The sequence below is a fragment of the Fulvitalea axinellae genome, from assembly GCF_036492835.1.
Lineage (GTDB): Bacteria > Bacteroidota > Bacteroidia > Cytophagales > Cyclobacteriaceae > Fulvitalea > Fulvitalea axinellae.
In genome coordinates, this window is record NZ_AP025314.1 from 3,538,895 (window position 1) to 3,562,925 (window position 24,031).

Annotated in this window: 19 protein-coding genes; 6 read left to right on the forward strand and 13 right to left on the reverse strand. The window is 46.7% G+C overall.

Going from position 1 to position 24,031, the window contains the following annotated elements; translation table 11 throughout:
• Window positions 1-97: 97 nt before the first annotated feature.
• Both AABK39_RS13370 and AABK39_RS13375 read left to right on the forward strand, forming a co-directional pair.
• Window positions 98-2,860 carry a phosphoenolpyruvate carboxylase gene (locus AABK39_RS13370; RefSeq protein ID WP_338391839.1) on the forward strand — a complete coding sequence of 921 codons (2,763 nt, stop codon included), beginning with the start codon at window positions 98-100 and terminating at the stop codon, window positions 2,858-2,860.
• 157 nt (window positions 2,861-3,017) lie between these two features.
• Window positions 3,018-3,668 (forward strand): alpha/beta hydrolase, encoded by a 651-nt coding sequence (locus AABK39_RS13375; protein WP_338391840.1) that lies wholly within the window; start codon window positions 3,018-3,020, stop codon window positions 3,666-3,668.
• Between the two features lie 21 nt (window positions 3,669-3,689).
• Here AABK39_RS13375 and pyrF read toward each other — a convergent pair whose 3' ends face one another.
• The 8 genes from pyrF to pheS form a co-directional block, all read right to left on the reverse strand.
• On the reverse strand, window positions 3,690-4,511 hold the full coding sequence (pyrF, locus tag AABK39_RS13380) for an orotidine-5'-phosphate decarboxylase (protein WP_338391841.1): 822 nt from the start codon (window positions 4,509-4,511) through the stop codon (window positions 3,690-3,692).
• Window positions 4,512-4,570: 59 nt separating this feature from the next.
• Window positions 4,571-5,230 (reverse strand): LolA family protein, encoded by a 660-nt coding sequence (locus AABK39_RS13385; protein WP_338391842.1) that lies wholly within the window; start codon window positions 5,228-5,230, stop codon window positions 4,571-4,573.
• 106 nt (window positions 5,231-5,336) lie between these two features.
• Window positions 5,337-7,907, reverse strand: coding sequence for an FtsK/SpoIIIE family DNA translocase (locus tag AABK39_RS13390; protein WP_338391843.1), 2,571 nt, complete (start codon window positions 7,905-7,907; stop codon window positions 5,337-5,339).
• Between the two features lie 367 nt (window positions 7,908-8,274).
• On the reverse strand, window positions 8,275-8,946 hold the full coding sequence (locus AABK39_RS13395; protein WP_338391844.1) for a porin family protein: 672 nt from the start codon (window positions 8,944-8,946) through the stop codon (window positions 8,275-8,277).
• 83 nt (window positions 8,947-9,029) lie between these two features.
• Window positions 9,030-10,145 carry a formimidoylglutamase gene (locus AABK39_RS13400; protein WP_338391845.1) on the reverse strand — a complete coding sequence of 372 codons (1,116 nt, stop codon included), beginning with the start codon at window positions 10,143-10,145 and terminating at the stop codon, window positions 9,030-9,032.
• A 245-nt stretch (window positions 10,146-10,390) separates the two neighbouring features.
• Window positions 10,391-10,846, reverse strand: a complete 456-nt coding sequence (locus tag AABK39_RS13405) for a hypothetical protein (RefSeq protein WP_338391846.1) — start codon at window positions 10,844-10,846, stop codon at window positions 10,391-10,393.
• A complete protein-coding gene (locus AABK39_RS13410) occupies window positions 10,830-11,696 on the reverse strand; it encodes a 3-hydroxyacyl-CoA dehydrogenase family protein (protein ID WP_338391847.1) in 867 nt (288 codons plus the stop codon). The genes AABK39_RS13405 and AABK39_RS13410 overlap by 17 nt, the downstream gene beginning before the upstream one ends.
• A 134-nt stretch (window positions 11,697-11,830) precedes the next feature.
• Entirely contained in the window at window positions 11,831-12,853 is a 1,023-nt protein-coding gene (gene pheS / locus AABK39_RS13415) for a phenylalanine--tRNA ligase subunit alpha (protein ID WP_338391848.1), read from the reverse strand.
• Window positions 12,854-13,121: 268 nt separating this feature from the next.
• Here pheS and AABK39_RS13420 point away from each other — a divergent pair, with 268 nt between their 5' ends.
• The 4 genes from AABK39_RS13420 to AABK39_RS13435 all read left to right on the forward strand — a co-directional run bounded on the left by AABK39_RS13420 (window position 13,122) and on the right by AABK39_RS13435 (window position 18,078).
• Window positions 13,122-13,517: a hypothetical protein gene (locus AABK39_RS13420; protein WP_338391849.1), complete on the forward strand. Its 396-nt coding sequence runs from the start codon at window positions 13,122-13,124 to the stop codon at window positions 13,515-13,517.
• 21 nt (window positions 13,518-13,538) lie between these two features.
• Window positions 13,539-14,279 carry a nitroreductase family protein gene (locus AABK39_RS13425; RefSeq protein ID WP_338391850.1) on the forward strand — a complete coding sequence of 247 codons (741 nt, stop codon included), beginning with the start codon at window positions 13,539-13,541 and terminating at the stop codon, window positions 14,277-14,279.
• A gap of 292 nt (window positions 14,280-14,571) precedes the next feature.
• Entirely contained in the window at window positions 14,572-16,491 is a 1,920-nt protein-coding gene (locus tag AABK39_RS13430; RefSeq protein WP_338391851.1) for a tetratricopeptide repeat protein, read from the forward strand.
• A 219-nt stretch (window positions 16,492-16,710) separates the two neighbouring features.
• Window positions 16,711-18,078, forward strand: coding sequence for a class I SAM-dependent methyltransferase (locus AABK39_RS13435; RefSeq protein ID WP_338391852.1), 1,368 nt, complete (start codon window positions 16,711-16,713; stop codon window positions 18,076-18,078).
• A gap of 64 nt (window positions 18,079-18,142) precedes the next feature.
• Here the strand turns inward: AABK39_RS13435 and AABK39_RS13440 are convergent, their stop codons facing one another.
• From AABK39_RS13440 to AABK39_RS13460, 5 genes are all read right to left on the reverse strand, one after another.
• Window positions 18,143-18,586 carry a hypothetical protein gene (locus AABK39_RS13440; RefSeq protein ID WP_338391853.1) on the reverse strand — a complete coding sequence of 148 codons (444 nt, stop codon included), beginning with the start codon at window positions 18,584-18,586 and terminating at the stop codon, window positions 18,143-18,145.
• A 21-nt stretch (window positions 18,587-18,607) separates the two neighbouring features.
• A complete protein-coding gene (locus tag AABK39_RS13445; protein ID WP_338391854.1) occupies window positions 18,608-19,507 on the reverse strand; it encodes a hypothetical protein in 900 nt (299 codons plus the stop codon).
• Window positions 19,508-19,769: 262 nt separating this feature from the next.
• Entirely contained in the window at window positions 19,770-22,886 is a 3,117-nt protein-coding gene (locus tag AABK39_RS13450) for an ATP-binding cassette domain-containing protein (protein ID WP_338391855.1), read from the reverse strand.
• Between the two features lie 111 nt (window positions 22,887-22,997).
• Complete coding sequence (locus AABK39_RS13455) at window positions 22,998-23,360, reverse strand: DUF1987 domain-containing protein (RefSeq protein WP_338394689.1); 363 nt, start codon at window positions 23,358-23,360, stop codon at window positions 22,998-23,000.
• Window positions 23,361-23,387: 27 nt separating this feature from the next.
• On the reverse strand, window positions 23,388-23,927 hold the full coding sequence (locus AABK39_RS13460) for a SiaB family protein kinase (protein WP_338391856.1): 540 nt from the start codon (window positions 23,925-23,927) through the stop codon (window positions 23,388-23,390).
• Between the last annotated feature and the right edge of the window lie 104 nt (window positions 23,928-24,031).

Below are 24,031 nucleotides of genomic sequence, written 5' to 3' on the forward strand. Positions count from 1 at the left end.
TTTCCTGATAATTTTACACACAATCAGTAATCAAGATCGGCAGTCCACATACTACTCCGCTCATTCAAATGAGTTTAATCCCAAAACCACACGTGCCATGGGCCAATTGACTAAAACGCAAGCCAAGCTGGGCAAACCTTATATCGACCTAGAATTCTTACTTCGTTGCTTTAAGGAAGTGCTCATTGATAATGGTGAGAAGGAATTAGCGAACTACTTGCCTTGGATCAACGAACCCAACGAGATCCCTTTCGAGTCTTTCGGGCAGAAGCATGTCCAGATGTACTCAATAGCTTTCCAGCTTCTGAATATGGTGGAAGAAAACGGTGACGTGCAACGTCGTCGTGAAAAGGAGAACGAAAACCTCTCGTCCACCAAAGGACTCTGGGCAAACAGCCTGGAATACCTCAAGAGCTGGAACATCGACCAGGAAGAAATCGCCGATATCGCGGCCAAAACATATATAGAACCGGTACTTACCGCCCACCCTACCGAGGCCAAACGCGCCACGGTATTGGAGCACCACCGTGAGCTGTACCTTCTTCTCGTAAAACGCGAGAACCAGATGTACACCGATATGGAGCAAGGCGATATCCGCCACGAGGTTAAGCTAACGCTGGACCGCTTGTGGCGCACGGGTGAGATCTTCGTCGAGAAGCCCGACTTGGCTTCCGAATTGCGAAGCGTCACTCACTACCTCACCAACGTGTTTCCAAACACGATCCAGATCTTGGACCGTCGCTTCATGCACGCTTGGGAAGGCGCCGGATTTGACACGTCTTTGGTTCGCGATCCTCGCAAACTTCCGAAAATCAGCTTCGGCAGCTGGGTAGGCGGTGACCGTGACGGCCACCCGTTCGTAACAGCGGACGTGACCCGCGACACGTTGCAAAGCATGCGCCTGAACTCATTGGTAGTTATCCGCCGCTTCCTTATGAAGTTGGTTAAGCACCTGAGTTTCTCCATCAATATCGAAGATACTTCTAAAAAGCTCCGCAAACGCGCCGACGCTATCGTTGCGGAAATCGGGGAGCAGGCGGAAGACGTGCTCAAGCGTAATAACGGCGAAGGTTTCCGCCAGTTCATCAACTTGTTGCTGCACAAACTCCCGATCGATATCGAGCGCGAGCACGCAACGCACCTTAAGGAGTTGCCGCACAGCTACCGCAACTCGGATCAGTTAATCGACGACCTTATTATCCTTCACGAAGCCCTTATCGAATACGGCGCCGTGGAGATCGCTTATAATGACGTAAACGAGGCGATCCGTATCGTTCAGACTTTCGGATTCCACCTCGCGCACCTCGATATCCGCCAGAACAGCGGATTCCATGAAAAGGCAATCGCCCAGCTTATGGACGCCGCAGGTTTGGTCGGTGACAAATTCTTGGAGTGGAACGAGGAGCAACGCGTCAAGTTCCTGAACAAAGAACTTCAGTCGAACAGGCCGTTTACTTCACGCCACGACAACCTCGGGCATGAGGCGCAAGCCGTGCTTGATTGTTACAAAGTACTGGCTGGCTATGTAGAGCGCTACCGCGAGCAGTGCTTAGGTTCGCTTATCGTCAGTATGACGCGCAGTCTCTCCGACTTGCTTACGGTTTACGTTTTGGCCCGCGAAGCTGGACTTACTATCCAGCAAGGTGACGGATTCGCTTGCCGTATGCAGGTAGTTCCGTTATTTGAGACAATCGACGATATGGAAGGCAGTCCAGCGATCCTAGACTCTTTCCTTAAGCATCCGTTTACCCGCCGTAGCTTGGCTTATCAGCAAACTATCCGCGACCACCACCGTCCGGTACAGCAGGTAATGATCGGCTATAGCGACAGTAACAAAGACGGCGGAGCTTTGGCTAGCCAGTGGCACCTTTTCAAAACGCAAAAGGAACTTACCGCCGTTGGTCTGAAACATAACGCCCAAATCCGTTTCTTCCACGGAAAAGGCGGAAGTATCAGCCGTGGCGCAGGCCCGACTCACTACTTCTTGCGCTCGCTTCCTCTGCACGCCCTCCAAGGCGACCTTAGGCTGACGGAACAAGGCGAGACCATTGCGCAGAAATACGCCAACAAAATCAACGCCTCTTATAACCTGGAGTTGTTGTTGGCGGGGACCACGTCTATGACGGCTCTTCACAACCACCAAAACGGTAACGGTAAAGAGACCGAAGAGATCATGTCGTTCCTTTCCGAAACCAGCCAAGCGCATTACTCAAACTTGCTCCACCACCCGAACTTCATCAAGTTCTTCGGCGAGGCCACGCCTATCGACGCCATCGAGAACAGTAAGATCGGTTCGCGCCCGGCACGCCGTACAGGCAAGCGCTCCCTTACTGACTTGCGGGCTATTCCGTGGGTATTTAGCTGGAGCCAATCGCGCTTTAATATCACAAGTTGGTACGGTGTAGGCTCAACGCTTGAGCAGTTTATGATCGAGCAACCAGAAGCCTTCGACCGCTTCCGCGAGACAGTGGAAGAAAGCGACTTGGTACGCTACGTTTTCCAAAACGTGGACGCCAGCCTAATGACCACCAGCCCGGCGATCTTCGAAAAATACGCCGCTTTGGTAGAGGATGCCGATGTCCGCGAATCGGTACTCTCGGTTATCAAAGAAGAATACGACCGTACCGTTCGCATGCTGGACGTACTGATGCGCAAAACCTTCAGCCAACGCCAGCAGAAGCACTATTACTCAAGCTTGTTGCGCACGGAGGCTCTGGAAACTATCCATACGATACAGCTTAGCCTGTTGAAAAAATGGAGAGTGGAAAAAGAAGACAAAGATCCGAATGCGGAAAACACGCTTTTGGAACTGTTGATGACTATTAACGGCATCGCCGGCGCATTGCGTACTACAGGTTGATCCAAAAATTGATAAAATATTCTAAAGCCCCGAGCCATTGGTTCGGGGCTTTTTTTTGCTCGCTGTTAAAATACACTCCGTAATTTGGGCCTTCTTTTTTTCCGATAACCATATCATTATCTTCAGGAACATAAACCCTTTTTCTTAAGAAAACGGAATGAAACTTTACGCCATCAGCGGACTTGGAGCGGACAAAAGAGTCTACGATTTTTTAAAATTAGAATTGGAACTAATTCCGCTGGATTGGATAGAACCCAAACCTAATGAAGATATCCGTGACTATTCTCTACGCCTTTCCGCCTCTATCAATACCGATGAAGAATTCGGAATAATAGGCGTAAGTTTCGGAGGACTAATTGCTGTTGAGATTTCGAAAAATTTAAACCCAAAATTGACCATAAGTATTTCATCCATAGAAACAGATCAGGAACTGCCTCTACTCTATCGGGCAATTGGAAAATTAGGCATCGCTTATATTTTGCCCAAAATATTCTTCACCCCACCCAAAAGCTTGTCCCGATTTCTATTCGGAACAAAAAATACCGAAACGCTTTACCCAATATTAGAAGATACGGATCCAGCCTTCGCAAAATGGGCAGTTACGCAACTTCTTGGTTGGGAAAATAAGGAAAGGATAGCCGGAAGTCTAAAGATTTGCGGTGACAAGGACTTTTTGCTACTCTCCCCCAAACGCACAGATATAATCACGATTAAAGGTGGAGGGCACTTTATGATAGTTGACAAGGCTGAAGAAATCAGCGCTGTCATCAACAAAAAAGTCCGATCAATTAGACCGGACTCCATGTAAGGCTTTTGTTCAAGACCCTTTTCAGCCTAAATATCTCTCTAAATACACCGCCATTTCATCACGGAGTTCTTTGGCTTTCTCTCTAGCCACTTCGGCGAAATCCTCGCCTTGGCTGGCGTAAATTATCCCGCGAGAGGAGTTGACCAACAATCCGCATTTGTCGTTCATTCCGTTAGCCGACACTTCTTCCAAGCTTCCGCCCTGAGCGCCAACGCCCGGTACCAAAAGGAAATTGTCGGGAGCTACGCTACGGACTTTGCGCAATGCGTCAGCCCGCGTGGCGCCCACCACGAACATCAATTGCTCCGGGCTAGCCCATTCCATACTGGTTTTCATTACGCGCTCATACAGCTCCTCTTCGGTTTCCTTCAACTCGCAACGCTGGAAGTCATGGCTTCCTTGGTTCGATGTCAAAGCTAAAAGAATAACCCATTTGCCTTCGAAATCCAGAAACGGCTTTACGGAATCGGAACCCATATACGGCGCTACCGTTACGGAATCGAAATCCATATTATCAAAAAACGCTCTTGCGTACAGTCCGCTGGTATTACCGATATCGCCTCGTTTTGCGTCAGCTATGGTAAAAATATCTTTCGGAATATATTCCAGCGTTTTGCGCAAGCTTTCCCAGCCTTGGGAACCCATCGCCTCATAAAAGGCCGTGTTTGGCTTATAAGCCACGGCATAATCCTTAGTGGCGTCGATTATCCGTTTGTTAAACTCAAAAACCGGATCTTCCTCACCCAAGAGGTGTTTCGGAACCTTTCGGATGTCGGTATCGAGCCCCACGCACAGGTAAGAGCCTTTGGTTTTGATCTGTTCGAATAATTGGTCTCTGGTCATATTATTTGGTCGGGCATAAAAAAAGGCCGAAACGGCCTTTACACGATTGAATAAATATCTTATCTAAGATCGACTATATCGATGTCCATATCCGGATACTTCGACTTGTCAAAACGGAAATCGGTATCCGGCAAAGAAGCCAGCTCTTTGAAATTGGAAATGGTGTATTGGAACACATTCCCGTCCTTTTCGTAAACCGACCAGCGGTGCAACACGCTTCCTTTAGGTGTTACGTACACACGGATTCGGAAAAAGCTTTTGTCCTTCGGTTTTTTAGGCAAAAGATCGATCACCCGATAATCCTTACCGTCAATCTTCTCGTTTTTCTGAAGCTTCAGCTTAAATCCTTTCTTATACGCAGTATAAATAGCAGTCGGGTCAAGTTCTTCCCCGTCTTCGCCACCGGCTTCCGCCACGGTCACTTCCTCATCGTCCGGCACAAAAGTCCACATTGTGCTTCCGTCATTGAAGATCACCCTTCCGGCAATGTCGATACGGAATTTGTTTCCTTTAGCCAGAACCGCTCCCTCGAATTTCTCGTTAAGCCCTTCGGCTTGGTTGATCATTCTTTGCTCAAACATCGCGGAGAAAGCCGGAACTTTTTGATACTTATCCGCCACTTTGTCCAGGATCTCCTTCGCTTTGTCCGCGTCCTGCGCCATGACGGCCATCGCCGACAGGCATAAGACCAACATTGCGCTAAAAATTTTTCTTAACATAGATATCTGGTTTTCTCTTCTCTCCGGTTTAGTCTCATTTATGCTTTTACGGAAAAGTCGCCGCAAAGATATAAACTCTCGTAAAGTAGACGCCCGCCCAGCGCTTTTATTTTTCGTTCAGGGCATTTAACAGTTGTTCCAAAGAGTATTCGTCTTTAACCAACACCTCTCTGGCTTTGCTACCTTCAAACGGTCCGACAATCCCCGCGGCCTCCAACTGGTCCACGATTCTGCCCGCCCGGTTATATCCTAGCTTCAGTTTTCTTTGTAACAACGACGTACTTCCCTGCTGATGCATCACCAACACGCGAGCGGCCTCTTCAAACATGGAATCACGTTCCGAAAGATCTGCCAAAGAGCCTCCGTCCGGATCCTCGCCCACATACTCCGGCAAGACATAAGCCGAAGCATAACCTTGCTGTTCGCCCACAAACTCGCAAATCTCTTCCACTTCCGGCGTATCGATAAATGCACATTGCAAACGAACGACCTCGTTGCCGTCGGAAACCAGCATATCGCCTTTTCCGATAAGTTGCTCGGCTCCACCACAGTCCAGAATCGTTCTGGAATCGATCTTCGAAGTAACTCTAAACGACATACGGGCCGGAAAGTTCGCTTTGATCACACCCGTAATCACGTTAACGGAAGGTCTCTGGGTCGCCAATACCAAGTGAATGCCGATAGCCCGGGCCAACTGCGCCAAACGAGCGATAGGACTTTCGATTTCCTTACCTGCGGTCATCATCAAATCCGCCAACTCGTCAATTACCACGACAATGTACGGCAAATAGCGATGGCCTTTCTCAGGGTTCAGACGACGTCCCTTAAACTTGCCATTGTATTCTTTAAGGTTTCGACAACCGGCATCCTTCAGCAAATCATAGCGGTTGTCCATCTCGATACAAAGCGAATTCAGCGTATTGATCACTTTCTTCGTATCGGTAATAATCGCCTCCTCGCTATCCGGCAGTTTAGCCAAATAATGGCGTTCGATCTTATTGTAAAGCGTAAGCTCCACTTTCTTTGGATCGACCATCACGAACTTAAGCTCGGCCGGATGCTTCTTATAAAGTAACGAGGCCAACAGCACGTTCAGTCCGACAGACTTACCCTGGCCGGTAGCACCCGCCATCAGCAAGTGAGGCATTTTGGCCAAATCGGCTACATAAACCTCGTTAGAAATCGTTTTTCCGATGGCGAACGGAAGCTCTTTCCCGCTGTCAAGGAACTTCTTGGTAGAAAGCACTGACCTTATGGACACAACTTCTTTCACCTTGTTCGGAACTTCTATACCGATTGTTCCTTTACCCGGAATCGGGGCGATAATCCTAATTCCCAAAGCCGAAAGGCTCAGCGCGATGTCATCCTCAAGGTTTTTAATCTTCGATATTTTCACACCCGCTTCGGGCACAATCTCGTAAAGTGTCACCGTAGGCCCGATTGTGGCCTTAATGCTGGAAATCCCGATCTTGAAGTTGACCAAGGTCTCCACAATACGGTTTTTATGCATTTCCAACTCCTCATTACTTACCTGCCCCTTCTTGTGCGGACGGTCGATAAGTAAATCCAAACTCGGGAACTGGAAGCTTCCCAGCTCCAAAGTAGGGTCGTATTCCTCAATCTCATCGCCCAGTTTGTCTCTAACTTGGGCTATTTTCGCCGCTTCTTTCGGCGTTAATGTTTCGGCCAACTTAGTAGTATCCTCTACCGCCATCTCCAACGGGGTGGCGTCTTTTTCCTTTTTCGCACTTCGGGCATTTGCCTTCACCGCTTTTGTATCGACTGCCCATTCCTCCACTTTTATTGGCTCTGGCTCCGTCACGACCAATTCTTTTTCTGGTTGCATCATAACGGGCTTAGGGCTCTCGGTTTTCAGCTCAATTCCAGCTATATCCGGATCTTCCTCAGTATCCGTCACCGCCGTGGTTTCCCTTTCCTTTTCAATGACAGGGACAGGCTCCGGTTCTTTTTCCCTTATCCTGTTCGTTGGAACAGTATCTTCTGTTGTTGTAGCTTTTTCCTGTTTCTTTTCTTTCTTTTTGCCTTCAGGCCAAAGAAATTTAAGACTGTCAACTCCAAAGAAATAAACAACAAAAATGGCCAACACAAAAAGCCAGAGCAACAAAGTACCCCAACCCAAGAAGCCGTCGAGAAGCGAGGCCAACTCAAACCCGAAACCACCGCTCAGGTAGCTCATCCCCATCCAGGGAGTCTCAGTACGAAGGTTGAAATAACCGAAGAAAACACAAAACCACACCAAAGCGAAAATGGAAAGTTTTGCCGCACGGCCCAATGGCAAAAGCGTTTTGTCAAAAACGATTTTTACACCAACAAGAAACAGAATCGGCGGAAAGAAAAACGACGCGACCCCGAACCATTTGTAAATAAAACTATAAGAAGCCCAAGCACCCAACAACCCCAGCCAGTTGGAAACCTCACGGCTGGATTGTCTAAGTCCCGTTCCCGGCACACCTTCCAATACGCTTTGGTCCGCATGTCCCGTAAACAGGAACGAGAGGAAAGCAACAAAAAGGAACACCGACGCAATGATAAGAAACAATCCCGCGGAGATTTTGAACTTAGGATCCTTGAAGAACTGAATTGAAAAACGCTTCGTAGTTTTTCGCCTTCTTTCCCCAGTTTTCGAATTATTCGATTTGAAGCTATTTTTGGCCATTAAGCAAATGAATATCTTACAATGAAAGTAGACCGAGACAAGCGTTAGCCGAAAATCAAAACCGAGAACAAAACCACGAAACACCAACTCCAAAAACAGGCGGAAAAGCTATCGCAGGCAACTCATTTTGAACAAAAAGGCAAAACAACACTTTGAGACTCAATAAAACCTACTGTTATTTTGCTAAAATAAAAATATTCAATGTCATTTTAACCGATGGTTCCGACTTTTTAAAAACGTTCCCAGCTCTATTGAAGCAATTCAGCCAAAACGAGAAACATGTCACACCCTCCAGACAAAAAGAACCCCGGCGTTATCAAATAAGCCGGGGAACATTCAATTAGTATTTTTCAAATCATATCTATCCCTAGAATACATAGCCTATACCCAACGCAAATGAAGATCTTTTAAGCGAAGTGTCATTCTCAGGACGACTACCCGGACGCAACATGTTCAGGAACCCGTACTGATAACGCAAATCCACAAACAAGCCAAAATCAAACAAGTATCCGCCACCACCGACAACATCAAAAGTCACATCGATGAAATCCTTCGCTATATTACTTTCTTCCGAAGAGCTCATTCCCATTCCTTTTTGCTCCAGGTCTTGTCTGGCGTCAAGTTTCAAACCCGCTTGCAAACCCGCATCCAGGTAAAACCCGTCGAACACATAAAACTTCGCCATCACGGGAAGATTCAGAAAGTCCGTCTTTATAGTATTCTCATACCTTACACCCAGCGGAGCGAAAGTTCCCAATACGCCGGCTTGCTGATACGAGTAAAGCAATTCGGCCTGAACAGAGAATAATGGCGAGAAATGTTTCTCAGCGGTAACACCCACAGTAAACCCCCAATCCCACTTACTTACTCCTTTATAAACTTCGTTCAAAGCAAAAGTACCGAGATTCGCAGCACCTCTAACACCGAACTTCAACTCGTTGACATGCTCGCTGTCATTGCCCTCCTCAGAGGACTCATCCTGGGCGTTGGCAAAACCGAACGCAAACAACAGGGCCAAAGCAAACAACATCTTTTTCATATCACTATCAGTTTGTTTCTCCGTAAAGCAAACCTTAAGTGCAAGGAATTGTTTTTCAGCCCTTCGATCCGTATTCAGCGTATTTATGAAAACCTAACGGAAACATTCAACAGACGTTCGGGCACTTCACCTTCCGTCGCTGTCTTATAATCAGAGTAAGCGCAAGGAACTATTTTCCCTCTCTCATCACTTCCAGAAGGTATTTCCATCCACCATTTATCTGAATAATGGCTTTTGTAAAAAACCAGAACCGATGGGGAAACGGGCATAGTCACGCTATACTTAGTATAGTCGCTTTCCTGAAAATTCGCCTCTCGTTTTCTATGATAAAAACCTTCCACAAAATACCAGACCATAGTCGCCACAACTTGCGCAGTCTGGTGGTAATCGCCGTCTCTGTCCGAATCAAATTCATAGAAACCCACCGAACTCAATTTGTCATTCAGCCCAGCGTACCAGCATAATTTGCAGGCTTCCTCACCGGTAAGTCCGAACGCTTGGGGATTCGTAGTTCCGGGAGCGTCAGAGGCCCTGATCGAAGACAAATCGAAAGTCATCATATCGGCGTCACGGATTACGGGCTCAACCTCGCCCAAATCTTCCCGCATCACTCCTAGCCTTATCATATCAAACGCAAAGCCTTGCAATGCGCTTATTACTTCCGTATCGTTCAAATAGGCTTGGTAAGCCAAGTGGCTGTAATGGAACAAACTCCCCGATACGTCGGCAAACATTTTTCCTATAAAACCCCTGTTAGCGGGAACTTCCTCTTCGGTATCTAGATCAATAAAGGCGTCGACATTCACCACCGTCACCAATTTTCTCAAATCCGAATACGCCCTGAATTGTCCCAAACTCATATCGTGGGATCCACCGATAACCAATGGCAATACATTGTTCCGCAAAAGGTAGACGCACACCTCTTGGAGAATCAACAACCGTTGGCTGTGGTCCACGCCGTAACGAAGGTTGCCCAAGTCAACAATCCTGTATGGTCGACCGCTCTTCTTCAGTCGGTACAACCTTGTCCGCACTAAATCGGCGTGGTTTTTCACCCCTCCGATAATCGCGATGTCAAAGGTTCCGATTTCGGGAAAAGTGTCGTGATAATGGTCAATGTTACGGTAGAAATCGCTGGGGCTGTCTATACCGCGACACACGTCGTGATCGACAGGGGAGAAGAATAGTTTCAGGTCCATTGATTTGAAAGCAAATGGTTATGTAAAGGAATATACCCATTGCCGGCAAAGCGCTTTTCGCCCGGCCGAAACGCGTTTTGTCGAAGTATCCGGTCCCCGGACACTATCCACTTACTTATTTAGCAATATTTGGAGAGAATCGCCATGGTTTAATTTAGGCAAACTTACATTGGGCAACACAAATCCGGAGCTTTCGAAAACGGCTAACCGGAAGCTCAAAGGATGAATAAGAAAAACCACGCTTTTTAATTATAAAAGATCCTCAGCACCTTTCCGTTATTCAATAATTCCGTTGAGTATCGGAACAAGTATTGGGAGGCTTGGCCTTGGGTAGGTCGTCCGGTCCACTCAAAACGGCTGCCACATTCGCCGCATGGATCGTACATAAAAAGTCCGGAAGGGTCCACGTTTACTTTATTGCAAGAATCGTCATTGGGCAAGTATGTGCAATTCCTTTCGAAAACCCTGTATTCAAATTCGCTGATTTTACGGATTATCACGCCTTTCAACCCTATACCGCTTACATACACCCATTTTTTTGTATGCAATTCGCTGTATTTCGGGCTAAAAAGATTCACTTGAGTGTCAAACGGCCTTAAAGGCAACGGCGAATCCGGCGTAGAGGGTCCGCACCCTCCAAGCAATAGAAAAAGGGCCGGAATAAGTATTCCGGCCTTTAAGAAATCACTTATTTTTTTCATAATCATAAAACCCCTTGCCGGACTTCTGCCCCAAATGCCCCACGTCCACTTTCCTCTGCTGTATCCGGCTAGGCCTGAACCTAGGCTCGTTCCCAAAGGCTTTGAACATCATTTGGGAAATCTTCTGGTTGGTATCGACTCCTAGATAATCGATCACCTTAAACGGCCCCATCGTAAAACCGGCGTTCTCCAAAAGAGCGTCGATGGTTTTCACATCGGCTACGCCTTCTTCCAACACCTTAAGGCTTTCCAAGTAAAATGGGCTCGCCACTCTATTCACCACAAAACCGGGAGTGTCTTTTACTTTGACAGGCGTTTTCCCCATTTTGAGTGTGTATTCGCTAATCAATTCTACGGTAGACGGATCAGTGGCCTCGCCGGCGATCACTTCCACCAAAGGAATTTTCGGCACCGGGTTAAACAGGTGAATCCCCGCAAAACGGCCAGGGTGAGACATGTCTCCCGCCAATTGAGTAACGGACACGTCGCCAGTGTTAGTGACGATAATCGAGGTGTGGGCATTCAAGCGCTCCAACTCCTCGACAAGCATTTTTTTCGTCTTCTTGTCAGCGTTTAGGTTCTCGATCACCACTTCGCCGGTAATGTCACGAATATCGTACGTGATATGCAAGCGACCCATCGCCGCTTCGCCTTCCGCTTCGGTGATCTTTCCCGCCGAAATCTGACGGTTCAGCTCCGCCCTGATACTTTCGTAGGCAGGATCCAGAGCTTGGTTATTGATATCGTAAAGGTAGGTCTCATACCCAGACATAGCCGACATGGCGGCAATTCCCTGTCCTATGGGATCCGCCCCCACAATTCCGACAGTCTTAATATCTTCTATTTTCATAAAGGGAGCCCGTATACGGTAATGGACAATCCACCCGCTCTCGGAAAATTCCGTAAGCGGGCGGTCAAAAACAGGCCGAGACAAGCATGCGCTAATGCTTCGGCGCTCGGCAAGACAGGTTTGTTCGCCCTGTTTTAAACCGATACGAATTGTTTAAGGAAACGGATGTCGTTTTCCGTAAACAATCTCAAATCGTTGATCTGATATTTGAGCATAGCCATACGCTCAATACCCATACCAAATGCGAAACCGGTAAACTCTTCCGGATCGATACCCGATGACTTGAGTACGTTCGGATCCACCATTCCGCAACCGCCGATTTCCAACCAGCCAGTATATTTACACACGTTACAGCCTTTTCCAGAGCAAATGCCGCAACTTACGTCAAGCTCAGCGCTAGGCTCCGTGAAAGGGAAATATGACGGACGCAAACGGATTTTCGTTCCCTCGCCAAAAAACTCTTGGGCAAAGTGCAACATCGTTTGCTTAAGGTCGGCGAAGCTAACACTCTTATTTATATACAAGCCTTCCACTTGGTGGAACACGCAGTGCGCACGGGCGGAAATAGCCTCGTTACGATACACGCGTCCGGGAGAAAGCGTACGGATAGGCGGTTTTTCGTTTTCCATCACACGCACCTGCACAGACGAGGTGTGGGTACGCAATGCGATATCAGGATTTTTCTCAATAAAAAAAGTGTCCTGCATTTCCCTAGCCGGATGGTTTTCGGGAAAGTTCAAGGCTGAAAAGTTATGCCAATCGTCCTCGATCTCGGGCCCTTCCGACAGGTTGAAGCCCATACGCTCAAAAATCTCGACAATACGGGCTTTTACTCCGCTAAGCGGATGTTCGGCGCCAAGTACGTCCTCCGCGGGAGGCAAAGTCAGGTCAAGTCCAGCGGCAACCTCCTGTCCCTGTCCTTCCTCGAGGCTAGCGACCAATTCCCTAAAACGATCCTGAGCATAAACCTTCAGACTGTTGAGCAAAGCGCCCATCTCCTTCTTGTCCTCAGGCGCAACATCGCGCAAGCCAGCAAAAAGGTCGCCCACTACGCTTTTACGACTAATGAAGCGCATACGGTAAGCTTCCAATCCAGCGGCGTCCTTGACCGTGAAGCCCGCTATCTCCTGCTTCAAAGCCTCTACTCTATCTTTCATAAAAGAATTCTTTTTCCTGTCATTCAACTCCAAAGGTAATAAATAATGGCAAAAAAAATCTCGGGACTACTTTCGAATTCCCAGCAAAGCTCAAATGTCTTTGACATGATTAAGCCCCATATTTCATGCTTTTTAAACAATAAAAGCACCTATAAAGCCTTTAATGCTCCATATGATTTCTACTTCATTCGTCTTTTACTTAATTTAGGACAAACATTACCTCTAAATCCTTTTCTGAATTTGGACATCACATAGCATCTACTCTAACATGGATATTTATTTCGAAACAAATTACCTGCAAGTAAAATACGACCCGAAGCAACAACTCGTTCTTCAGGTGTGGGACGGATTCGTCAGCAAAAGAGCTTTTGAAGAGGGTGTGGATGCCATCACCGAATGCGTTATCAAAAACAAAGCGCTGAATATGGTAGCCGACACTAAAAACCTCACCATTCTTCCAATCTCATATCTGGAGTACTCCATGTCGAGATTGTCGGAAATGGAAGAATCCGGCCTCCGCGTGCTTTTTTTAGTGGCCCCGAACAATGTTTTCGCTTCGTCAGCTGTCAGAAAGTTTAAAGACAGAGAGAAAAAGGGTGGAAAAGCGCGCGTAGAAATCGTCGACACACAACACAAGGCGCTTTCTTGGATTAAAACGATCTAAAACATCTACGGCTCCGAAAATATGACCGAAGAAAAAACGGAACTGGCCACGGCATTTAAAGAAATCGTACGCCAGAGAAGGTCCATGCGCGTCTATGACAACCAAGCGGACTACGACACCGACAGGGTAACCGAATGCGCAAAAACGGCTACTCTGTCCCCAAACAGCTCCAACATGCAACTTTGGGAATTCTATCATGTCGTGTCACCGGAGAAGAAAAGGAAACTCGCAGAGCTATGCATGAACCAAAACGCGGCCAAAACCGCCGGCTCCCTTATGGTCATCGTAGCTAGGCCCGATTTGTGGAAAAAGCGCAAGGAACACAATCTTGAAAACATGAAGAAGCGCTTCCCTGACCACTCTGAAAATCGCGCCAAAAGAGCGTTCGACTACTACCGGAAGCTAATCCCGTTTTTCTACAGTTCGGACAGGCTCGGGATAATCAACCGAGGCAAACGTGTAATGGCTTGGTTCATGGGCCTCCGCAAACCAATGTTCCGGGAATTGCGCAGGTCGGACATACGGGTGACAGTGCATAAAAGCGCGGCCTTAGCGGCTATGACCTTTATGTACGCCATGAAATCAGAAGGCTATGACACTTGCCCGATGGAAGGCTTTGACTCCAAAAGGGTCAAAAAGTTGCTCGGCTTGCCAAACAGATCCGAGATCAATATGGTCGTAGGCTGCGGAGTCGGAACTCCGGAAGGGATTTATGACGAGCGCAGGCGCGTCCCCCACGACGAGGTCATTTTCAATGTATGATTTAGGGGGCGTCAGCCCCTCTTTCCTTTCCTATTCCGCCACCAGCTTTCCTATCCCTATTCTTGTACCCCCTGTATATACCCACTTATTTTATATGACTTTTTGATGCAAACATTTAACAAAACAGCCATAAACCAAGAGTGAGTATACTTCGAGTCACCCTTATGCTCTCTCAATGGTTTCGCTTTCTTTCCTTTGTCCTTACCACACACTCAAACTGTTTTATAAATCTCAAACCTGTAAGAAAAGGATACGAAGGATACCTTTTGTATCGTTCATAACCTGAGACGTCTTGAACATCGACATCAACATGACCGTACGCACTCTTGCTGTAAAATGCGCCTTTGCCCTGATTCTTATGGCGCCATTCCTAACATCGGTATCCAAGGATTCGCCACAACCCTGGAAATCCGCGGCGTACGACCGTATCAATAACCTCTACCAAAGAGCCGACTCTATAGAACGGTTGGACCACAGCCTTGGACTGGAAGCCTACGGCGACGTTAGCCGATACTTCTTCAAAAACGACACGTTTTTGGTCAACAACCTCACACCAAAAGCTTACATTGAAGCAAAGAGGATAGCGCTGGATGCGATCCTGTACCAAAGCTCCACTAATTTTTTCCAGGGAAAAATACTCCAAGCCTACAAATGGCTGGACACGGGCGATTCGCTTGTTTGGGAACACAGGGACAAAATCCCAAGCCAATACGCCAAATTCAAAGTACAGCGTAGCTATTACCAACTTTTCGAAGGAAAATCCGCCAATGCGATCGCTTTGGCGCTTGAGGCTGTACGAACCGCTAAGAAAATCAATGACCTTACCGTTCTCGGCGATGCTTACCACTGTTTGGGGAGGGTTCACTTCCAACAAAACAGGGACGAAGACGCACTGGCCAGCTGGCAGAAAGCGCTTGAGGCGTACAGAAAATCAGCTTGTTATACAGGCAAAGCCAATATCCTTAACGAAATAGGCAGAGTTTACACCAAGCAAAACCAGATAGGGACAGCAGTAAACTATTATCGTTCGGCAATAGAGCAATACCACACCGCCAATGACTGCGCCCCCAGTTACGACATCAAGCGAAACATGAACATGGTGATCGGAAACTTGGCGGGAGACTTGATAAAGCTAGGCAAGCTGGAAGAGGCCGAAAAATATCTAGCGGAAGCGGAACAAGTTAGGCTGGATTTGATGGAAAGCTCTTCGGAACCATCGCTCCATTCGATCCGGGGAAACCTAATGCTAGCTAAAAAGGATACGGCAAAAGCCATCTTACAATATGAAAAGGCTTATAAAGTTGCGCTTAAGATCAATGATGTCGATCAGTTGGCCAATTTCCCCATTAAGATCAGTAATCTGCTAGAAAAAACGGGAAATACGAAATCAGCACTTTTCTACTTTAAGGAGCACAAAAGATGGAACGACTCCTTGATGAACGCCAATGCCCAAAAGAACGTTTTCGAACTACAAACGGCTTTTGAGCAGGAGCGTCAGGAAAAGGATATGGTGCTTCTCAAACAAAAGAACCAGGCACTAAACTACCGTTCCAGCACATACGGCATTATCGCCATTCTGACCACTTTACTCGGGATTACCCTTGCGCTGTTTCTCAATAAAAAGAAACGCCTGAGCCAAGAGGAAAAGCGCAATATGGAGATCAAATACCACTTGGCCCAAGAGAATATCAAGACGCAGGAGGCCGACGGGAAAAAGCTCAGAGACAATTTCGAGAACCAGTCCACAAAGCTTAAAGAATCGCTTCTATCGATGAACGAGCGCTATATTTTGCTCAAGGATATTCGTGACAAGCTAAAAACTATCAAAGGCCTTCCGGACACTTCAAGGCAAAAGGAAATCGCTTCGATGCTGAATTGGCTCAACCACTCTATCAGCATTCTTAACAAGGAAGAATATCTCAATCAAGTTACGGGCGAGGTTGGAGACCGGTTTATGGAACGCCTCGGCAACCAATACCCGAACCTTAACCAGACCGAAAAAACGATTCTGTGCCTAATCGCCTTAAACAGGTCCAGTGGCGACATCTCGGTTTTGCTCGACATCTCCAAAAAGGCCGTTGAAATGAAGCGTTACCGCTTGCGCAAAAAGCTTAATCTCGACAGCGCCCAAGACCTTAGGGAAGCCATTGAAAAAATAAAGAGCGAGGCGCCCGAAAACGAAGAGAAACCAGAAACAATAGAAACAACATAAACACATGGGCGTCGTAAAGGCGCCCTTACCCCTACCCCCAATCCTACTTTTTCATTTTTTTACTTAAATAAACTTATTTTTTATAGGCATAAATATTCCTCATTCCTTAAAAAAAGTCTTTTTAAAAGATTATATTCAAACATTACAATAAATCAGTCGTCACAAATTATTTTTTGACGGCAAGCTAACCATGTTCACAACCTTTTGAGCCATGCCCCCATGCAGCCGATGATCCCTTATGCCGAAATAAGGAAGTTTGCATCCGCAAATTCCGCGAACAAACTGGACAAGATCAGCTCCTTTACCGTAAGCCTGACAACAAGCCTCTTCAGCTACACGAAACCGGGCAAAAAACTACTTTTTTATAATCGTCTCAACGGGTTCTTGAAAATTCTCAGTCTTCACATCATTGCCAGAAACGGCCTTCAACTCTCTTACCGAACCCCGGCCGCCAGCCCGGAGACCAACCTCCCAAGAGTCCTCCGCTCTTTCGAACGAATGGCCGAGCACTCCGGAATCTTACAGACTGACAAAACGACTAATCATATCTGCTTTTCGAAGGAATACAAAGAGCTTCCCAGCAAGTTTTTCGATGATATTCAGGATTTTGTCAAGGCTCCGAACAAAGAAAAAGCGGACAGGCTAGACGCTATCCTCGATGGCATAGCCCAAGATTATCTATTCATCCACAACCTCACATTGCTTTATAATGACAAAAGAGTAAAGTCTATGGCCGGGTGGGCCAATCTTATAAAAAAAGGGCACTTAAGCTATGAAATCCGATTGGCGGAGACGCTGTCCGAACTTGCGCAACTCAGCTTCTCGGACAAAATTGTCTCCTCTTTCGAAGAAAGCTACTACACCCGCTCAGGCCGTGACGCTTTCCGGCAGCTTATCGAACCGAATTTCAAGGAGGCACTCAAAAGCTTATGCGTAACGACTCCCGTCCGAAATGTACTCGACATCGGTTGTGGCTTCGGTGATTATATAGAGACTTTGCGCCACACTGTTGAAACGGACTCAATTACGGGCCTGGACATAAACCCCGAAGTAGTAGACATTACCCAATCCAGGTTCGACAAACAGCCCGAAATCGAAATCCTCTGCGAAAACGCACTCAACATATCCGATAACGAGTCTTACGACTTGATTCTGGCCAACTTCGTTCTTTTCTATTTCACGCTTTCCGAACAAAAAGAACTTTTCCGAAAAATACGCTCATGGCTATCGCCTCATGGCACTTTCCTAGTCTGCCAATATTTCCCAGACATCGAAAACATGAAAAACGCCTTGGCAATGGCCCACGATGACAATTCGATATTCGAACGGATCGAAAGGCACTACGCAAACACAACGCTATACGCCAATGCCGTTTGGAACGATGCGTTGGACTTATTCGCCACTTCCGAACAATGGCATGAATTCGTGGCCCTACTGGAATCAGAAGGCCTGAAAATCGAGTCATTGCGCAAGGCCGATCGCTTTTATTATTCCCTCTTTATTACGATACGAAGAGACGACGAAGAGGCGCCGAACAGCTACGCCATCGCCGGTGACGAAGGTGGCTATACAGCCGAAGAGAATTGAGCAGAAAACAAAAAGCCTCGGCTTGTCACAAACCGAGGCTTTCCTAGAGAAAATCACTTGCGGATTACTTAAACCCAAGGACACTGGCCCCACAATAGTTTTTGGAACCTTCGAATGTATAAGTGATGTAATAAATCCCAGTGGCTGTACACGGAAACTTGATGTGCGGGTAAAACTTCCCGTTCACATAATTGGATCCGATCAGTTTACGGCTTCCGTTATAAAGGCTCACGACAATTCCGTCACTATTTCCCTCGTCTCCGGAACATACGTTGATATAGTACTCTTTCCCTTTACCGAAAACGTAAGACTTCTGGATCTTTGATTTGGCTCCGCCAACTCCGTCAATCTTAAAGCTCTTGATAAAGATAAAATTGTCTTGCGACTCCAAATCCTTCACACACTCGTCATGATATTTTTCGGTGTTGCAGGATTGCGCCACAGCCTCGGTTTGGCCCAACAAGGCGCCAAACACAACGATTACGAACAAGCAGTAGATCTTTTTCATAGTAGGGGCCTAGTCGGTTTTTTAGTTAATGATCAGATTTCTGACTTTCTCAACTGCGATGCGAATATTCTGGATATCCTGATCCGTCACCTTCACCTCAGTACGGCTGTTGTCAACAATCACCAACTCCCCGTTCACCTCTTTCGTTGACGCCTCGCCGCTATGGAGCTTTATGTCCACCATGTCGAAGGCTTTGCCCAAAGCGTCCATTTCTTTTTGAAGCTTTACTATATTCGGATCGTAGTCCTTGTAGAAATCCAAAAGCTTTCTGATGTTATCATAAATGATTTTTTGCTCTCCAACCTTCTCGCGAAGCTCTTCGCCCCCGATTTTCTCTTCCACTTTCAACAACACGTGAAGGGCTTCCAGCCAACCTCCCGTCAGGAAAAGTACACTTTGGTTAGATCGCTTCTGACCCTGAAGATACTCATTGATTTTGTTAAAGTTCTCCGTAGTCATGGTCAACAGCGAATCGGTGCTGTTGCTGTTGGTAGCCAACCGTTTGATTGTACCGAAATCGAAATACTGCCCGATTCCCAAATCGTCGGCGAGTTTCTTGATCGAATTCAAGTACCCGAGCGCTTCCTGGTTTTGCTGGTAGATGTTCGTATAGCCGAGATCCGTCCCGAAAATTCCCAGATTGAGCGCTTTTTTATAGCTACTGTTATACCCGGACACGTTCGACGGGCTGTTAAGAATATCCTTATCATATTTCGCCCCAGCATCCTTAAGCAAGAACGACACTTCAAGCGGCGAAGGTATCTGCCCGATAATTTCGCCTATCATCTCATCAGATACGGCCAACTTGGCGTCGGACAAAGAATCCAGGGAATTAATGAAATCCTGTTCGTCATTGCCCTTTTTCTTAGATCCGCACCCAAACGCGGCCAAGACAGCCAAAGCCAATAGAAACCTTTTCATAGACCAAGATTAAAAATATTTTCCAAATCGTATTTTCGATTGTAATAAAAGCACCATCCTATCAAGAAAAAACAGACGCCTCCATGTAGGAAAAAGCACTTTCGAATATAAGAATAAAATAGTTCATTTTGAATAAATGAACTATTCATGTGTAAATTCATACATAAATCTGGCAAGATATACCTATTCCCACTCCGAACTTCATGTACAAAAAAACCGGAAGCCTTTACACTTCCGGATTAAACGCCAAAATAGACGTCGGTTATTTTTTTCGTCCAAGCTTAATGTTGCTAATCCAGTCCACGATTTTCCGTAAAGCTTCATAATAAAGCGTCACGTAAAGCAAAATGCAGAACAGCCAGATAACGGCCAGATTGAACCTGAAAGTGTCAATCTGCATTCCCGCAAAATACTTTGTGGCCGAGAAGAAGTGCGTCCGGTAGTTCAACGGCGAAGTTGGCTTTTCCGGTTCCTCATAAATCGGATCGATTTGACGAACCAGCCTGCCGTCAAAGCGGATAATACGCTGTTTTACCGATACGTTCCTGAGCAGATCCGCCAGACTTTCGTTATAGTACGTATTTTTCAGCTCATTGATATTGTAGCCTTCCTGTCGGTTCTCCGTCATATATTGCACCAGCAAATCCACTTTGCGGTTCGCAAGGTTGAATTCGTCCAAGTAATGCGACTTCAGGTTATCCAGATATACATCCAGTTTTTCGTAAACGTCAGCGCTGAAGCCATCCCGAGTCAGGTGTTTTTGCGAATCAAACCATTTCAGGCCCACTTTATAAGGTTCCTTTTCCAGTTCATATCCCAAAATCTTCAGGTAACGATCAACATTCTCGCGTGAATCCGAATCCGTACTCCCTATATTTTTCGAAACGTAGTCCAGTTCCGATCTCAGCTCGTTCACATAATAACTGGCCTTGAAATCGGCGTTGCGCATCTGCGACTCAAACTTGAAAAACGGCTCCGTAAAAGGATTCGACTTAAACTGATCAACCGCGACCGCTTCATACGCCCAACGCGAAACCATAATGTCCGCAACAACCGGAACCTCTCCTTTTGTACTGATAAAATCGTTAAGCTTATCGAAACGGAAAAGCAATCCGCTCAAAACCATTTGGGGAATAATCAACAAAGGAATCAGGATATAAACCGTAACGGCCGAATTGAAAGCCGAAGAAACGTTGAGGCCGAGAATATTGGCAAAACACGAAACGGCAAAAAGCACCGACCAATACGTCAGGCCCATGTCTTTGACTTCCAGCATCACATTGCCCACCACCACAAACATAAGTGTCTGAATAGCGGACAGAGTAAACAGAATCCCGATCTTAGACATCAGGTAGGAATTCCTGCTAAGATTAAGGAATGATTCCCGCTTCAGAATTTTCCGGTCACGGATAATCTCCTCCGCACTGACCGTAAGCCCAAAAAACAGCGCCACGATAACAGCCATCATGATATAGACCGGAATATTCTCGTTATATCTGAAAAGGTACTCGGTCTGCTCGCTGTTATTATTATATCGAATAATAAACGACAGTATAAAAGCCAATACCGGAGCCTGCAACAGGTTAATCAACAAGTATTGCTTATTACTGATTTTGGAAAGGAAATCCCGTTTGGCAAAAATCATCGCCTGGCGGAAAACCGGCGGTATCTTAAGCGTATTCTGCGGTTTCTCCTCTACATCAGGAATTTTATCTATCGCTTCATAATCTCCCTGAAAACGTTCAGCCCATTGTATCGGCGTGACTTTACGCTTGTTCGTCAGCTCGCCGTATTCGTCCACCACCTTGGCTTCGATGATGTTGAATACCTGTTCCGGATTCACGTTACCGCAGGTTACGCATTGCCCGCGGTCAGCGTCCACTTGGTTCGACTGACGCTTGAAATACGTCACGGCCTCTATCGGATGGCCGTAATAAATCGGGAAACCTCCGGTATCGAGAATAAACATCTTGTCGAACATCTTGTAGATGTCCGATGACGGCTGGTGGATAACAACAAAAATCAGCTTTCCTTTAAGCGAAAGCTCTTTTAGCAAGTCGATTACGTTTTCCGAATCTCTGGACGAAAGCCCGGAAGTAGGCTCATCGACAAACATAACCGCCGGCTCGCGAATCAGCTCCAAAGCGATATTAAGCCTCTTGCGCTGACCGCCACTGATAGTTTTGTCCAGCACGTTACCGACACGCAAATCCTTGCGGTGCTCCAATCCCAGACTGGTCAAGACGGCGATCACCCTTTCGTGAAGCTCTTCGTGCTGAAGATCCGCAAAGCAAAGCTTCGCGTTATAATATAGGTTTTGGTATACGCTTAGCTCCTCTATGAGCAAATCATCCTGAGAAACATAACCGATCACTCCTTGAGTATCATGTTTCCCTTGAGGCGTATTGATATCGATTCCGTTGATCCGTATTTGGCCTTTACCCGGTTTTTCCAAACCGGCCAATACGTTCAGCAAAGTGGTTTTGCCCGTACCGCTACCGCCCATTATCCCGATCAAGTTGCCCGGACCTTCCGAAATGCGGATATTACGAAGACCTACGCCTCCGTTCGGAAAACGAAATTCCTCGATATCGGCGTTGAACGAAAGTGGCGTTTCTGTTCTGGACGAATGAAACTGCCCGACCAAATCGCTATAATAAAGCGCTGTTCCTTCCGAAGCTTTGATTGTAGCGCCGTGCGAGAAAAGATAAACCCCGCCCGGTTGCATCGGCTGACCGTTCAATGACATAGGGTTTGTGCCGTGGTTTTTGACGAAATACATCTCCACGACCGGCACGTGCATAAACAGAATCTCTCCCGTAAGCTCCGAGCGGAAATATTTGGTAGCTTCCGCCCCTTCCTTTCTTTCCGAAGCGACAATGAGAATTCCGGGATCTTCCGGCCAGTCCCCGCCATCATACAACACAAAATCGGAAACCAAACGGTAGTCTTCCGGACTGATGTTAAAAACATCCGCCACCGTATCGATGATTTCCATCCGGGTACGCGTCAGGTTCCTGTCAGAAGCCACCAACTCCAGAAGTTTGGCCAACACCACCACCTTTTGCTTCTGCGTCAGGGTTTTGTTGATCTTCCTACAGATTGCCAAGGTCTTCACAGAATCGGACATGGAGGCCCTGCGTCGTTTTTTCTTTACGACGCATCCATCTTCCTCCGTACCGGCAATCACAGGCTCTTTTTCTTGGACAAAACCCGAAAGCTCGTCGTACAACGACAAGTACTCTTTCACGGTATCCTGATCCAGTTCCTGTTCGAAAAAGGAAATAACGTATTCCCTTTCGCGTTCGGTGACTCCCCCGTCCTGTTTGGTGATAATCGCGAACAGGCGTGTCAGTGCCTTTAGTATTTCCTCACTCATAATAAGCGCTCAAACCATTGAACACAAAAAAGTTGCTTTCGGGGATTCCACCTACAGGCAAAGCCCGACGCAGTATCCGGAAAAGCAACTTTTGAATATATTCCGTAAGTATCAGTAAGTCTTGAACTCGAAAGACAAATCGACCAACTCCGAAAACTCTTCTCCCGCTTCCTCCATATCCTCGTCATCCTCGTGGAAATACCACAGGATTCTGGTTCCGTCGATATCTTCCAAAGCTGAAAGCACATCCAGAATCAGTTTCGAAGAGGCAGTATTGAAATACTCAAGCTTGAATTCAAACTCGGTCTTGTCATTAGGGTCACCGCCGTAAGATTTTATCCAATCGAGAATCGGTTGGTAAAATTCGGCGGAATCTTCAGGCAACGATCTTCCCGATATCTCAAAGATTCCGTTTTTCTTGTCGAGCAAGATCTTTGGGGTATCTTCAGTCCCCTCTAAATTGATAATCTCCATCATCCGTGTGTTTTTTGGTTGCCAAGATCACCCGCGGGGAATGCGCGTGCTCAAGGCAAAAAATTGAGCGCTAGAATCGTCCATCTTTACAAAGTCGTACTCCAGCTTGTTTCCGGATTTCCGTGCCATATCCACGAATCCCAAGCCGGCACCGCCCTTGTCGGAGAGTTCCGTGCCCTTTATAATGTCTTTGTAGAGCTGTTTCAGCCCGTCCTTGTCCAAGTTGTTGATCCGGTCTATCCGGCCTTTCAACTCGTCGACATTTTCCTGATTAACGGGATTGCCGGAAGTGATCCAGTAATTGTCGTTGTCTTTGCCTATCATGAATACCGCGGCATGGCTCGTTTCGGAGTTCAGCTCGTCACAATGTTTGACGATATTCTGCAGACATTCCACCATCACGTTGAACACCTTGCGTTTAATGCTTGATTCCTCCCCGATGGAATCCATGTTACGCTCGGCCATGGCCAGTACCGACTTGGTGATCTCTTGAGTGAATTCTCCCTCGTACACCAATATCAGGTTCCGGTCCCGCATGGTTTTATGTAACTCATAGATATATTCCATAAGGCTATTGGTTAGGATGAGATTGGGTGAAGATCATTCTCAGCCGGGAAAAATAATTGAAATATTATCGCAAATACTAAGGTCAAGATAAATAAAATACAGAA

Bases quoted from the DNA above. Each gene is read 5' to 3' on its own strand.
- AABK39_RS13370 (WP_338391839.1), top strand. From the start codon at position 98: ATGGGCCAATTGACTAAAACGCAAGCCAAGCTGGGCAAACCTTATATC.
- AABK39_RS13375 (WP_338391840.1), top strand. From the start codon at position 3,018: ATGAAACTTTACGCCATCAGCGGACTTGGAGCGGACAAAAGAGTCTAC.
- pyrF (WP_338391841.1), bottom strand. From the start codon at position 4,511: ATGACCAGAGACCAATTATTCGAACAGATCAAAACCAAAGGCTCTTAC.
- AABK39_RS13385 (WP_338391842.1), bottom strand. From the start codon at position 5,230: ATGTTAAGAAAAATTTTTAGCGCAATGTTGGTCTTATGCCTGTCGGCG.
- AABK39_RS13390 (WP_338391843.1), bottom strand. From the start codon at position 7,907: ATGGCCAAAAATAGCTTCAAATCGAATAATTCGAAAACTGGGGAAAGA.
- AABK39_RS13395 (WP_338391844.1), bottom strand. From the start codon at position 8,946: ATGAAAAAGATGTTGTTTGCTTTGGCCCTGTTGTTTGCGTTCGGTTTT.
- AABK39_RS13400 (WP_338391845.1), bottom strand. From the start codon at position 10,145: ATGGACCTGAAACTATTCTTCTCCCCTGTCGATCACGACGTGTGTCGC.
- AABK39_RS13405 (WP_338391846.1), bottom strand. From the start codon at position 10,846: ATGAAAAAAATAAGTGATTTCTTAAAGGCCGGAATACTTATTCCGGCC.
- AABK39_RS13410 (WP_338391847.1), bottom strand. From the start codon at position 11,696: ATGAAAATAGAAGATATTAAGACTGTCGGAATTGTGGGGGCGGATCCC.
- pheS (WP_338391848.1), bottom strand. From the start codon at position 12,853: ATGAAAGATAGAGTAGAGGCTTTGAAGCAGGAGATAGCGGGCTTCACG.
- AABK39_RS13420 (WP_338391849.1), top strand. From the start codon at position 13,122: ATGGATATTTATTTCGAAACAAATTACCTGCAAGTAAAATACGACCCG.
- AABK39_RS13425 (WP_338391850.1), top strand. From the start codon at position 13,539: ATGACCGAAGAAAAAACGGAACTGGCCACGGCATTTAAAGAAATCGTA.
- AABK39_RS13435 (WP_338391852.1), top strand. From the start codon at position 16,711: ATGCAGCCGATGATCCCTTATGCCGAAATAAGGAAGTTTGCATCCGCA.
- AABK39_RS13440 (WP_338391853.1), bottom strand. From the start codon at position 18,586: ATGAAAAAGATCTACTGCTTGTTCGTAATCGTTGTGTTTGGCGCCTTG.
- AABK39_RS13445 (WP_338391854.1), bottom strand. From the start codon at position 19,507: ATGAAAAGGTTTCTATTGGCTTTGGCTGTCTTGGCCGCGTTTGGGTGC.
- AABK39_RS13450 (WP_338391855.1), bottom strand. From the start codon at position 22,886: ATGAGTGAGGAAATACTAAAGGCACTGACACGCCTGTTCGCGATTATC.
- AABK39_RS13455 (WP_338394689.1), bottom strand. From the start codon at position 23,360: ATGGAGATTATCAATTTAGAGGGGACTGAAGATACCCCAAAGATCTTG.
- AABK39_RS13460 (WP_338391856.1), bottom strand. From the start codon at position 23,927: ATGGAATATATCTATGAGTTACATAAAACCATGCGGGACCGGAACCTG.